The organism is Streptomyces sp. FIT100, from assembly GCF_024584805.1.
In the GTDB taxonomy this organism is placed as follows: Bacteria; Actinomycetota; Actinomycetes; order Streptomycetales; family Streptomycetaceae; genus Streptomyces.
The window spans coordinates 684750-697278 of the sequence record NZ_CP075715.1 but is presented as its reverse complement, the minus strand read 5'-3'; the positions used below and the strand labels follow the sequence as shown (position 1 = coordinate 697278).

Annotated in this window: 9 protein-coding genes; 4 read left to right on the top strand and 5 right to left on the bottom strand. The window is 72.0% G+C overall.

Annotated elements, in window-relative coordinates:
* The first annotated feature begins 45 nt into the window (after positions 1–45).
* Entirely contained in the window at positions 46–1275 is a 1230-nt protein-coding gene (locus KK483_RS02855) for an acyl-CoA dehydrogenase family protein (RefSeq protein ID WP_262003426.1), read from the top strand.
* Positions 1276–1371: 96 nt separating this feature from the next.
* Here the strand turns inward: KK483_RS02855 and KK483_RS02850 are convergent, their stop codons facing one another.
* From KK483_RS02850 to KK483_RS02840, 3 genes are read right to left on the bottom strand one after another with little or no spacing between them, the layout of a single operon-like run.
* Positions 1372–1857 carry a glutathione peroxidase gene (locus KK483_RS02850; protein WP_262003424.1) on the bottom strand — a complete coding sequence of 162 codons (486 nt, stop codon included), beginning with the start codon at positions 1855–1857 and terminating at the stop codon, positions 1372–1374.
* A gap of 34 nt (positions 1858–1891) precedes the next feature.
* Positions 1892–2761: an acyl-CoA thioesterase II gene (locus tag KK483_RS02845; protein ID WP_262003422.1), complete on the bottom strand. Its 870-nt coding sequence runs from the start codon at positions 2759–2761 to the stop codon at positions 1892–1894.
* A 31-nt stretch (positions 2762–2792) separates the two neighbouring features.
* Entirely contained in the window at positions 2793–5315 is a 2523-nt protein-coding gene (locus KK483_RS02840) for an RNA helicase (RefSeq protein WP_262003420.1), read from the bottom strand.
* A gap of 133 nt (positions 5316–5448) precedes the next feature.
* Between KK483_RS02840 and KK483_RS02835 the strand changes: the two genes are divergently transcribed.
* Positions 5449–6240, top strand: coding sequence for a metal-dependent hydrolase (locus KK483_RS02835; RefSeq protein ID WP_262003418.1), 792 nt, complete (start codon positions 5449–5451; stop codon positions 6238–6240).
* 84 nt (positions 6241–6324) lie between these two features.
* The gene (locus KK483_RS02830) at positions 6325–6972 is read left to right on the top strand and encodes a TMEM175 family protein (RefSeq protein ID WP_262003416.1); all 648 of its coding nucleotides are present in this window, start codon (positions 6325–6327) and stop codon (positions 6970–6972) included.
* Between the two features lie 42 nt (positions 6973–7014).
* Here KK483_RS02830 and KK483_RS02825 read toward each other — a convergent pair whose 3' ends face one another.
* Positions 7015–8796 (bottom strand): ABC transporter ATP-binding protein, encoded by a 1782-nt coding sequence (locus KK483_RS02825; protein WP_262003414.1) that lies wholly within the window; start codon positions 8794–8796, stop codon positions 7015–7017.
* Positions 8793–10673, bottom strand: a complete 1881-nt coding sequence (locus tag KK483_RS02820) for an ABC transporter ATP-binding protein (RefSeq protein WP_262003413.1) — start codon at positions 10671–10673, stop codon at positions 8793–8795. The genes KK483_RS02825 and KK483_RS02820 overlap by 4 nt, the downstream gene beginning before the upstream one ends.
* A 168-nt stretch (positions 10674–10841) precedes the next feature.
* Between KK483_RS02820 and KK483_RS02815 the strand changes: the two genes are divergently transcribed.
* Positions 10842–12476 carry a peptide-N4-asparagine amidase gene (locus tag KK483_RS02815; RefSeq protein WP_262003411.1) on the top strand — a complete coding sequence of 545 codons (1635 nt, stop codon included), beginning with the start codon at positions 10842–10844 and terminating at the stop codon, positions 12474–12476.
* Positions 12477–12529: the final 53 nt, after the last annotated feature.

Genomic DNA, 12529 nt, shown 5'->3' with positions numbered 1-12529 from the left:
AACATGCGTCGCAGCGGGCGAGTGGATGCACATCAGGAGGGGAAAATGACCGAGTTCGCGCTCGATCTCAACGACGACCAGAAGCAGGTGCGCGACTGGCTGCACGGCTTCGCGAAGGACGTGATCCGCCCGGCCGCCGCGGAGTGGGACGAGCGCGAGGAGACACCCTGGCCGGTCATCCAGGAGGCCGCCAAGGTCGGCATCTACTCCCTCGACTTCTATGCCCAGCAGTTCTTCGACCCCACCGGCCTCGGCATCCCGGTGGCCATGGAGGAGCTCTTCTGGGGCGACGCCGGCATCGCCCTCTCCATCGTCGGTACCGGACTCGCCGCCGTCGGCGTCCTCGCCAACGGCACCGAGGAGCAGATCGGCACCTGGATCCCGCAGATGTACGGCGACGTCCAGGACGTGAAGGTCGCCGCCTTCTGCTCCTCCGAGCCCGACGCCGGCTCCGACGTCGGCTCGATGCGCACCCGCGCCGTCTACGACGAGGCCAAGGACGAATGGGTCCTCAACGGCACGAAGACCTGGGCGACCAACGGCGGCATCGCCAACGTCCATGTCGTCGTCGCCGTGGTCGACCCGGAGCTCGGCACCAAGGGCCACGCCTCCTTCATCGTGCCGCCGAACACCCCCGGTCTCTCCCAGGGCCAGAAGTTCAAGAAGCACGGCATCCGCGCCTCCCACACCGCCGAGGTCGTCCTGGAGGACGTCCGCGTCCCCGGCTCCTGCCTCCTCGGCGGCAAGGAGAAGCTCGACAAGCGCCTCGCCCGCGCCCGCGAGCGGGCCAGGGCGGGCGGCGGCGAACGCGTCAAGAACGCCGCCATGGCGACCTTCGAGGCGTCCCGCCCCGCCGTCGGCGCCATGGCGGTCGGCACGGCCCGCGCCGCGTACGACTACGCGCTCGACTACGCCAGGACCCGTGAGCAGTTCGGCCGCCCGATCATCGACAACCAGGGCATCGCCTTCCAGCTCGCCGACATGCGCACGCAGATCGACGCGGCCCGGCTGCTCGTCTGGCGCGCCTCCTGGATGGGGGTGAGCGGCAAGCCGTTCACCGCGGCCGAGGGCTCGATGTCGAAGCTCTTCGCCAGCGAGGTCGCCAAGAAGGTCACCGCGCAGGCCGTCCAGATCCTCGGCGGCAACGGCTTCACCCGCGAGTACCCGGTGGAGCGCATGCACCGCGACGCAGCGATCTACACGATCTTCGAGGGCACCAGCGAGATCCAGCGCCTGGTGATCGCCCGCACGCTGTCCGGGATGCCGATCCGCTAGGGAGCCGCGACCCGGGCGACACGGCCCGGGCGACACGCCCGGCCGACGCGCGAGGGGGCGGCGTACGACACCCGTACGCCGCCCCCTCCGCCGCTGTCAGGCGCCCAGCAGTGCCTCGATCGCCGCGACGAGCTCCGGGGCCTCCGGCTCCGTGCGCGGACGGAAGCGGGTCACCTCACCGCGCGGCGAGATCAGGAACTTCTCGAAGTTCCACTGCACGTCGCCCGCCTCCCCGTCCGCGTCCGCGACCTGCGTCAGCTCCGTGTACAGCGCATGCCGGTCCGCGCCGTTCACGTCCACCTTCTCCAGGAGCGGGAACGAGACGCCGTACGTCGTCGAGCAGAACGTCCGGATCTCCTCGGCGCTGCCCGGCTCCTGCCCGGCGAACTGGTTGCAGGGCACGCCGAGCACGGTGAACCCGCGGTCCCCGTACTGCTTCTGGAGCCGCTCCAGACCGGCGTACTGCGGGGTCAGGCCGCACTTGGAGGCCACGTTCACCAGCAGCACGGCCGAGTCCCGGTAGTCGGCCAGCGAGGTGGGCTCGCCGCTCAGGGTGCGCAGCGGGATGTCGTACAGCGTCATCGGATCTCCTTGTGAATCGGGTCTGGTGAATCGGTCACTTCAGCGGTCTGAACAGGCCCTCCTGGACCACCGAGACCAGGAGCCGCCCCTCGCGGTCGTAGATCCGGCCGCGCGCCAGCCCGCGGCCGCCCGTCGCGATGGGCGCCTCCTGGTCGTAGAGGAACCACTCGTCCGCCCGGAACGGCCGGTGGAACCACATGGCGTGGTCCAGCGACGCCATGTCGAAGCCCCGCGGCCCCCACAGCGGCTCGACCGGGATGCGCACCGCGTCCAGCAGCGTCATGTCGCTCGCGTACGTCAGCGCGCACGTGTGCACCAGCGGGTCGTCGCCGAGCGGACCCACCGCACGCATCCACACGGCGCTGCGCGGGTCCGCGTCCTTGATCTCCTCGTGGGTCCAGCGCAGCCGGTCGACGTAGCGGATGTCGAAGGGCTGGCGCCGGGCCATCCGCTGAAGCGCCTCCGGCAGCGCACCCAGGTGCTCCCTGATCTCCGTGGTGACCGTCGGCAGGGTCTCGGGGTCGGGGAAGTCCAGGCGCGGCGGCAGCTGGTGCTCGAAGCCGGCCTCCTCGGGCTGGTGGAAGGAGGCCGTGAGGTTGAAGATCGTGCGCCCCTGCTGCACGGCGGTGACCCGGCGGGTGGTGAACGAGCGGCCGTCCCTGACCCGTTCGACCTGGTAGACGATCGGCACGCCGGGGACCCCCGGGCGCAGGAAGTACGCGTGCAGCGAGTGCACCGGCCGCCCGCCGTCCGTCGTCCGCCCGGCAGCGACCAGCGCCTGGCCCGCCACCTGCCCGCCGAAGACGCGCTGAAGCGACTCGTTGGGGCTCTGCCCGCGGAAGATGTTGACCTCGATCCGCTCCAGGTCGAGCAGGTCGACGAGGCGCTCTGCGGGGTTGGTCATGGCAGGAGTCCTCTCACAGCTCCGACGGCCGTCACAGCTGCCCGACGGAGGTGACCCGCACGACCGCCCGGCCCTCCTCGTCGGAGGCCGCCAGATCGACCTCCGCACCGATGCCCCAGTCATGGTCGCCGTTCGGGTCGGCGAAGGTCTGCCGCACCCGCCACAGACCGTGTGCGGGGTCCTCCTCGATGGACAGCAGTTTCGGACCGCGCGCGTCCGGGCCCGTGCCCAGGTCGTCGTACTCGTCCCAGTACGCGTCCATCGCCTCGCCCCACGCGTCCTCGTCCCAGCCGGACTCGGCGTCCAGCGCGCCCAGCTGGGCGACCTGGTCGAGGGCCGCGAGCTCCACACGGCGGAACATGGCGTTGCGCACCAGCACGCGGAAGGCGCGGGCGTTGGCCGTGACCGGCTTGACCTGGTCGGCCTTCTCCTGGGCCTCCTCCGCGGTCTCCACCTCGGGGTTGGCCAGCTGCTCCCACTCGTCGAGCAGGCTGGAGTCGACCTGCCGGACCATCTCGCCCAGCCAGGCGATCAGATCCTGGAGGTCCTCGGTCTTCAGGTCGTCCGGGATGGTGTGGTCCAGGGCCTTGTACGCGCTCGCGAGATAGCGCAGCACGATGCCCTCGGTGCGGGCCAGTTCGTAGAAGGACGTGAACTCGGTGAAGGACAGCGCCCGTTCGTACATGTCGCGGATGACGGACTTCGGCGACACCGGATGGTCGCCGACCCACGGGTGGGACTTGCGGTACAGGTTGTAGGCGTGCCAGAGGAGCTCTTCCAGCGGCTTCGGATACGAGATGTCCGCCAGCCGCTCCATCCGCTCCTCGTACTCGACGCCCTCCGCCTTCATCGCGCCGACCGCCTCCCCGCGCGCCTTGTTCTGCTGCGCGGCGAGGATCTGGCGCGGGTCGTCGAGGGTCGACTCGACGACGGAGACCATGTCGAGCGCGTACGACGGCGACTCGGGGTCCAGCAGGTCGAAGGCGGCGAGCGCGAACGTGGAGAGCGCCTGGTTGAGCGCGAAGTCCTGCTGGAAGTCGACGGTGAGCCGGACGATCCGGCCCTGTGCGTCGGGGGTTTCGAGGCGCTCCACGATGCCGCCGTCGAGGAGCGAGCGGTAGATCGCGATCGCCCGGCGGATGTGCCGCAGCTGCTGCCTGCGCGGCTCGTGGTTGTCCTCAAGCAGCTTGCGCATCGCGTCGAAGGCGTTGCCGGGGCGGGCGATCACCGACAGCAGCATGGCGTGGGTGACCTTGAACCGGGAGGTCAGCGGCTCGGGGTCGGAGGCGATGAGCTTCTCGAAGGAGCCCTGGGACCATGCGACGAAACCCTCGGGGGCCTTCTTGCGGACCACCTTGCGCTTCTTCTTCGGGTCGTCGCCCGCCTTGGCGAGCGCCTTCTCGTTCTCGATGACGTGCTCGGGCGCCTGCGCGACGACGAACCCGGCGGTGTCGAATCCTGCGCGGCCGGCCCGGCCCGCGATCTGGTGGAACTCGCGGGAGCGCAGCGTACGGACACGGCTGCCGTCGTACTTGGTGAGCGCGGTGAACAGCACCGTGCGGATGGGGACGTTGACGCCGACCCCGAGCGTGTCCGTCCCGCAGATGACCTTCAGCAGTCCGGCCTGGGCGAGCTTCTCGACGAGCCGGCGGTACTTGGGCAGCATGCCGGCGTGGTGGACGCCGATGCCGTGGCGCACGTACCGGGAGAGGTTCCGGCCGAACGTGGTGGTGAAGCGGAAGTTGCCGATCAGCTCGGCGATCCGGTCCTTCTCCTCGCGCGTGCACATGTTGATACTCATCAGCGACTGGGCCCGCTCGACCGCCTGCGCCTGTGTGAAGTGCACGATGTAGACCGGCGCCTGCCTGGTCTCGAGCAGCTCGGTCAGCGTCTCGGTGATCGGTGTCGTCACGTACTCGTACGACAGCGGGACCGGGCGGGTCGCGGAGCGGACAACGGCGGTGTCGCGGCCGGTGCGGCGCTTGAGGTCCTTCTCGAACATCGAGACGTCGCCGAGCGTCGCCGACATCAGCACGAACTGCGCCTGGGGGAGTTCCAGGAGCGGGATCTGCCAGGCCCAGCCGCGGTCGGGCTCCGCGTAGAAGTGGAACTCGTCCATCACGACCTGGCCGATGTCGGCGTTCTTGCCGTCGCGCAGCGCGATGGAGGCCAGCACCTCGGCGGTGCAGCAGATGACGGGCGCGTCCGCGTTGACGGAGGCGTCGCCGGTGAGCATGCCGACGTTCTCGGTGCCGAAGAGCTTGCAGAGGTCGAAGAACTTCTCCGAGACCAGGGCCTTGATCGGAGCCGTGTAGAAGGTGACCTCGTCCCGGGCCAGCGCGGCGAAGTGCGCCCCGGCCGCGACCAGGCTCTTGCCCGAGCCGGTGGGTGTGGAAAGGATCACATTGGCCCCGGAGACCACCTCGATCAGCGCCTCCTCCTGGGCCGGGTAGAGCGAGATGCCCCGTTCCTCGGCCCATGACGCGAAGGCTTCGAAGAGGGCATCGGGGTCGGCGTCCGGCGGCAGCTGATCGATAAGGGTCACGCCCTCCATCTTGCCTGGCTTCGGTCCCGATGAGGGAACCGGCTGCCGGGACGAAGATCGCTCCCGGTACCCTGTCCCGTCAGCCGACTCTCATATGAGCGTCAACTGAGCACAACGACAACACAAATGGGGCGGGAACAGCATGATGGGACCGGCGCACTCCCTGTCCGGGGCGGCAGCCTGGCTGGGGGTGGGAGCGGCGGCGGCCGCCTTGGACCGTCCGATGCCGTGGCCCGTGCTCGTCGTCGGCGCACTGATCTGTGCGGGCGCGGCGCTCGCACCGGACCTCGACCACAAGGCGGCGACGATCTCCCGGGCCTTCGGGCCGGTGTCACGGGGCCTGTGCGAGGTGGTCGACAAGCTGTCGTTCGCCGTCTACAAGGCGACGAGGAAGCCGGGCGACAAGCGCAGGACCGGCGGGCACCGCACCCTCACGCACACCTGGCTGTGGGCGGTCCTGATCGGAGGGGGCACCTCGGTGCTGGCGATGGCCGGCGGGCGGTGGGCCGTCCTCGCGATCCTCTTCGTCCACCTGGTGCTCGCGGTCGAGGGGCTGCTGTGGCGGGCCGCGCGCGTGTCCAGCGATGTCCTCGTGTGGCTGCTCGGCGCGACGAGCGCCTGGATCCTGGCGGGCGTCCTGGACAAGCCGGGCAGCGGCGCCGACTGGCTCTTCACCGGACCCGGTCAGGAGTACCTCTGGCTCGGTCTCCCCGTCGTCCTCGGCGCGCTGGTCCATGATATCGGCGACGCCCTGACCGTCTCGGGCTGCCCGATCCTGTGGCCGGTCCCCGTCGGCGGCAAGCGCTGGTACCCGGTCGGCCCGCCGAAGGGCATGCGGTTCCGGGCCGGCAGCTGGGTCGAGCTGAAGGTGCTGATGCCGGCGTTCATGCTGCTCGGCGGCGTGGGCGGGGCTGCGGCGCTGAACGTCATATAGGGCCCCGTACAGGTCCTGGGGCAGGGGCGGCGTTCGGACCAACGCCGGATGCCGCCGCCGGCGCCCGCAGGTAGCGTCCGGGCCGTGAGCCCAGTCGGACGAGGCCCCGGAGCCGAGGACGTCGACAGCGTCATCGGGCGGGAGCGGCTGCTCGCGTTCGGCGACGCGGTCTTCGCCATCGCGATCACCCTGCTGGCCCTCGACATCAACGTGCCGAAGGGGCTGCCCGACGCGCGGCTCGGCGACGCGCTGCTCGACATCCTCGCCGACGTGGGCGCGTTCCTGCTGAGCTTCGTGGTCATCGGGGTGCTCTGGCTGAGCCAGCACGCGGTGTTCGCCAAGGTCGCCCGGCTCGACTCGTGGCTGCTCTATCTCTATCTGGCACTGCTGGCCGTGATCGCCGGGCTCCCGTTCCCGACCCGCCTGATCAGCGAATACGGCGACACCGCACCGGCGACGGCCGTCTACGCGGGAGTGATCGCCCTCGCCTCCGCGCTGCTCACGGCCATGTCGCTACGGCTCCACTTCCGGCCCGAGCTGGCCACGCCGGGGCTGGGGCGGGAGAGCCTGCGCCGCTCCGTCCAGGAAGGCGTGGTGATGGTGCTTGTCTTCGCCGCCTCGATCCCCCTGACCCTCGTCTCACCGAAGGTCGCCCAGATCTCGTGGCTGGCCGCGATCCCGCTCCGCCGCTGGCTCGACCTCCGGTCCCGGCCCGCCCCGCCCGCCGGCTGACACCGGGCCGCCGGGGCGGGAGCGGGGCAGGGCCGGGGCTGCTCACCCGTGCCAGGACCGCCACAGCGCCGCGTACGCACCGTCCGCCGCCACCAGCTCCGCGTGGCTGCCCAGTTCGCTGATCCGGCCGTTCTCGACGACGGCGATCACGTCCGCGTCGTGGGCCGTGTGCAGCCGGTGCGCGATCGCCACGACCGTACGGCCGTCGAGGACCCGGGCCAGGGAACGCTCCAGATGCCGGGCCGCCCTCGGGTCCAGCAGCGACGTCGCCTCGTCCAGGACCAGCGTGTGCGGGTCCGCGAGGACCAGCCTGGCGAGGGCGATCTGCTGGGCCTGGGCCGGGGTGAGCGACGCGCCGCCCGAGCCGACCTCCGTGTCGAGGCCGTCGTCCAGCGCACGCGCCCAGGCGTCCGCGTCCACCGCACCCAGCGCCGCCCACAGCTCCGCGTCCTCGGCCCCCGCCCGTGCGAGCAGCAGATTGTCGCGCAGCGAGCCCACGAAGACGTGGTGCTCCTGGTTGACCAGCGCCACATGCTCCCGGACCCGCTCCGCGGGCATCCGGGACAGCTCGGCCGCGCCGAGCGTCACCCGGCCCGTGCGCGGGGCGTAGATCCCCGCGAGCAGCCGGCCCAGTGTGGACTTGCCCGCGCCCGACGGGCCCACCAGCGCCAGCCGGGTGCCGGGCGGCACGTCCATCGACACCCGGTGGAGCACGTCGACGCCCTCGCGGTAGCCGAAGTGGACCTGGTCGGCCCGCACCGTGCGGCCCTCGGGCCGGACCTTCCCGTCACCGGCGTCCGGTTCGATCTCCCGGACGCCCACCAGCCGTGCCAGTGACACCTGGGCTACTTGGAGCTCGTCGTACCAGCGCAGGATCAGGTTCACCGGGTCGACCATCATCTGCGCGAGCAGCGCACCCGTGGTCAGCTGCCCGATCCCGATCCAGCCCTGGAGGACGAAGACGCCGCCGACCATCAGCACCGAGCCGAGCACGGTCGCGTGCGTGACGTTGACGACCGGGAAGAGCACCGAGCGCAGCCACAGCGTGTACCGCTCCCAGGCCGTCCACTCCTTGATCCGCCGGTCCGACAGGGCGATGCGCCGCGCTCCGAGCCGGTGCGCCTCGACCGTGCGCCCCGCGTCGACGGTCTCCGCGAGCACCGCCGCCACGGCCGCGTAACCCGCCGCCTCCGAGCGGTACGCCGACGGCGCCCGCTTGAAATACCAGCGGCAGCCGATCACCGCAACCGGAACGGCCAGCAGTACGGCGGGCGCCAGCGGCGGCGCGGTCAGGGCAAGCCCGCCGAGCAGCAGCACGATCCAGAAGACGCCGATCGTCAGCTGGGGGACCGCCTCGCGCATCGCGTTCGCCAGCCGGTCGATGTCCGTCGTGATCCGGGAGAGCAGATCGCCCGTGCCGGCCCGCTCCAGCACGCCCGGCGGCAGCCTGACCGACCGTACGAGGAAGTCCTCGCGCAGGTCCGCCAGCATCCGCTCGCCGAGCATCGCGCCCCGCAGCCGCACCAGCCGCACGAACACGGCCTGGACGGCCAGCGCCACCGCGAACAGGGCGGCGGTGCGCCCCAGATGGATCTCACGGGCCCCGTCGGCCGCCCGCTCCACGAGCGAACCGAGCAGCCACGGCCCGGTCATCGAGGCCACGACGGCCACCGTGTTGACGGCGATGAGCACCGTGAACGCGCGGCGGTGCCGCCGCAGCAGCTCGGCCACGTAGGCACGCACCGTCGCGGGCGAGCCCACCGGCAGGGTGGTCGCCGTCCGGGGAGCCGCCGGGTCGTACCCGGGCGGCGCCACGCCGATCATGCGGTCTCCTCGATGTCGATGTCGATGTCGGCGCCGATGTCGGCGGCGACGGCGATGGCGAGGTCGCCGGGGTTTCCGTCCGTGCCGACCGCTTCTCCGGTGTCCGGGCCCGGGCTCGGGCGCACGGCGAGCCGTTCCGACTCCGTCTCCGTCTCCCGGGTCACCACCTCCCGATAGCGCGGCTCCTTCTGGAGCAACTCCCGGTGCACGCCGACGGCGACGGCCTCGCCCTCGTGGACGAGCACCACCCGGTCGGCGCGGTCGAGCAGCAGCGGGGACGACGTGAGGACGACGGTCGTACGCCCCGTCCGCAGGGCCCGCACCCCTTCGGCGATCCGCGCCTCCGTGTGCGAGTCGACGGCCGACGTCGGCTCGTCGAGCACAAGCACCTCGGGGTCCGCGACCAGCGACCTGGCCAGGGCCAGCCGCTGCCGCTGCCCGCCGGAGAGCGAGCGGCCGCGCTCGGTGATGGGCGCGCCCATCGGGTCGCCGTCCAGGGCCGCCTGCGCCAGCGCGTCGAGCACGTCCGCGCACTCGGCGGCGGTCAGCGCCTCGGTCGCGGAGACCTCGCCGGACGCGGGCACGTCGAGCAGCTCGGTCAGGCTGCCGGAGAGCAGCACCGGGTCCTTGTCCTGGACCAGCACCGCGGCGCGGGCGGTCTCGCGCGGCTGCTCGTCCAGGGCGACCCCGCCGAGCAGCACCGAGGGCAGGCCCCCCGGCTCGGCGGCGTGCCCGCCGAGCCGCTCCGCCAGCCGGCCCGCCGCGTCGGGATCGCCGCAGACGACCGCGGTCAGCGTCCCGGCCGGGGCGAGCAGCCCGCTCGCCGGGTCGTACAGGTCGCCCGCCGGCGGACCGCCGGACGCGTCCCCGGAGCCGCCGGAGGGACGTTCCAGCGACAGCACCCGCGCGGCCCGCCGCGCGGAGGGCCGCGAGAACGAGTACGCCATCGCGATCTCCTCGAAGTGGCGCAGCGGGTAGGTCAGCAGCATCACGGCGCTGTAGACCGTGACGAGTTCGCCCACCTCGATGCGCCCCGCCCCGACCAGCCCGATGCCGTACCAGACGACGGCGATCAGCAGCAGGCCCGGCAGCAGCACCTGGGCGGCCGTGATCAGCGACCACATGCGCGCGCTGCGGACGGCGGCCCGGCGCACCTCCTGCGAGGCGCGCCGGTAGCGCTGCAGGAACAGCTCCTCGCCGCCGATACCGCGCAGCACCCGCAGCCCGGCGACCGTGTCGGAGGCCAGCTCGGTGGCCTTGCCCGCCTTCTCGCGCTGCGCGTCCGCCAGCCGGGTGGCCCGGGGGAGCAGCGGCAGCACGCCGAGCGCCAGCACCGGTACGCCGATCGCGACCACGACACCGATCGCCGGCTGGTAGACCAGCAGCCCCACGACGACCAGGACGACCGTGAGCGCCGCGGCGAGGAAGCGCGAGACCGCCTCCACGAACCAGCCGATCTTCTCGACGTCGCCCGTCGAGACGGCGACGACCTCACCGGCCGCGACGCGCCGGGTGAGCGCGGAGCCCAGCTCGGCGGTCCTGCGGGCGAGCAGCTGCTGCGTCCGGGCGGCCGCGGTGATCCAGTTGGTGACGGCCGTGCGGTGCAGCATCGTGTCGCCGAGGGCGATCCCGACCGTCGCGAGGGCGATCAGCCCGCCCGCGAGCGCGAGTCGGCTGCCGGAGCGCTCCACCACGGCCTGCACGGCGAAGCCGACGCCGTACGGGAGGGCCATCACCGAGACGAAGTGGAGCATGCCCCACGCGAGTGACTTCAGCTGCCCGCCGAGCTGCTTGCGCCCGAGCCAGACCAGGTACCGGAGACCCGAGCGCGTATCCGGTAGTCCGGGATCGAGATACGGAAGATCGCGAATCTGCATGACGTCCCAGTCGTTCGGAAGAAGGGCCTCGGACGTGCAAGGTTCGCTCTCCGCAGTCGTCCGTAGCAAGCGATTTTCAGGCGCCCTGACGACAACCGGCCATGATCCGTTTCCGGCCGCCGAGGCGCTCTGGCGCCCGCTGCGGTCCGCGCGATTCACTCCCGTCCCATGAGACGACAACAGATCATGTCCATGCTCGCCGGGCTCGTGCTGGCCGCGGGATCCGTGCTCGGAGCGGGGCCCCCGGCGCAGGCGGCAGCGGCGGGCCCCGCGGGTGAACGCGACGTCGCTCCCGCCGAGTTCGGCAGCGACTGGCACGACCCGGTCACGGCCGCGCCGCCCGTCACCCGCCCCGCGGGGAAGTCCTGCGACCTGACCGTCGCCAGCGCGCAGTTCCGCGACTTCACGCCGTACAGGGGGAGTTACGCGCCGCCCGAGGGGTGCGGCGGCAACTGGAGCAAGGTGGTGCTGCGCCTGGACGGCACGGTCAAGGGCCGCCAGTACGACCGCCTCGGCCACCTCGCGATCGGCGGGGTCGAGGTCTTCCGCACCTCCACCCCCCAGCCCTCGCCCGACGGCATCGCCTGGTCGGTCGAGAAGGACGTCACCGCCTACTCCGACGTCCTGCGCCGGCCCCAGCCCGTCGAGATGCTCATCGGCAATGTCGTCGACGACGTCCACACCGGAGTCATCGACGTCCGCGTCACCCTCAGCTTCTATCCCGCCAAGGGCCGGACAGCACCTCCGGGCGGGGTGCCCGACCGTGTGCTCCCGCTCGACCCCGCCGCTCCGCTCACCACTCCGCGCAACGCGGAGCGGATCCTCGCCGAGGTGTACGCGACGGGCTCCGGCGGCGGATGCGAGGAGTACTGGTACCTTACCGTCCCCGACCCGGCGCCCTACGCGTGCAAGGCCGGCGAGGGCCCCTACCGCGAGGTGCAGATCAGGGTCGACGGACAACTCGCCGGCATCGCCGCGCCGTTCCCGACCGTATGGACCGGTGGCTGGTCCAACCCCTTCCTCTGGTACGTGATCCCCGGGCCCCGCGCCTTCGACGTCAGGCCGGTGCAGTACGACCTCACGCCGTTCGCGGCCCTGCTCAACGACGGCCGTCCGCACCGGATCGAGGTCTCCGTCGCCGGGGTGCCGGCCGGGCAGACCGGCTGGAGCACGCCCGCCAATCTGCTGGTCTGGCAGGACGAGGGCCGCTCCGTCGTCACCGGCGCACTCACCCGCCATGAGGAGGGGCAGCTCACCAACTCTGCGGTGTACACGCCTGGTTCACCGCACCGGCTGGACACGAAGGGCGGCCACCGCCTCACCGCCGCAGGCTATCTGGATACCTCGCACGGCCGGATCGCGACCACCGTGACGCGCACGGTCGCCCACTCGTCGGTGCACCGCTGGGGCGAGGCGGAGAACCCGGACGCCCTCAAGGGCGCCTGGACCGACCGGGAGACCGTGGTCTCGGGCCGGACCACGACCCGCACCCACCGCACCTACACGATGGACGGCGAGACGACCCTCGGCGCCGGTGACCGGCTGAGGACCGTACTCACGCTCGGGGACAGGGCCGAGACCGCGGTGCTGCGCGACGGCCGGCGAACGGGCTGGTCGCGGCTGGACGACGTGTACGAGGGCGACGCGACCTACACCGCCGGTGTGCCCCGCGACCAGCGTCACGCGGTCGGTACGACTGCGGAGCGCTACCGGTTCCACGGCCCGCGGGCGCCGGGCGGCTGCCATGACCGTGAACTGCGGACGGTACAGGGCGTCCTGACCGAGGACCGGCTGCGCTGCTGACGGGACGACCGCACGGCGGGGCGGCGGGGCGGGCGGGTGTCCGGATCGTCGGA

Excerpts from the sequence above, each read along its gene's own strand:
- KK483_RS02855 (WP_262003426.1), top strand. The coding sequence starts at position 46 with ATGACCGAGTTCGCGCTCGATCTCAACGACGACCAGAAGCAGGTGCGC.
- KK483_RS02850 (WP_262003424.1), bottom strand. The coding sequence starts at position 1,857 with ATGACGCTGTACGACATCCCGCTGCGCACCCTGAGCGGCGAGCCCACC.
- KK483_RS02845 (WP_262003422.1), bottom strand. The coding sequence starts at position 2,761 with ATGACCAACCCCGCAGAGCGCCTCGTCGACCTGCTCGACCTGGAGCGG.
- KK483_RS02840 (WP_262003420.1), bottom strand. The coding sequence starts at position 5,315 with ATGGAGGGCGTGACCCTTATCGATCAGCTGCCGCCGGACGCCGACCCC.
- KK483_RS02835 (WP_262003418.1), top strand. The coding sequence starts at position 5,449 with ATGATGGGACCGGCGCACTCCCTGTCCGGGGCGGCAGCCTGGCTGGGG.
- KK483_RS02825 (WP_262003414.1), bottom strand. The coding sequence starts at position 8,796 with ATGATCGGCGTGGCGCCGCCCGGGTACGACCCGGCGGCTCCCCGGACG.
- KK483_RS02820 (WP_262003413.1), bottom strand. The coding sequence starts at position 10,673 with ATGCAGATTCGCGATCTTCCGTATCTCGATCCCGGACTACCGGATACG.
- KK483_RS02815 (WP_262003411.1), top strand. The coding sequence starts at position 10,842 with ATGAGACGACAACAGATCATGTCCATGCTCGCCGGGCTCGTGCTGGCC.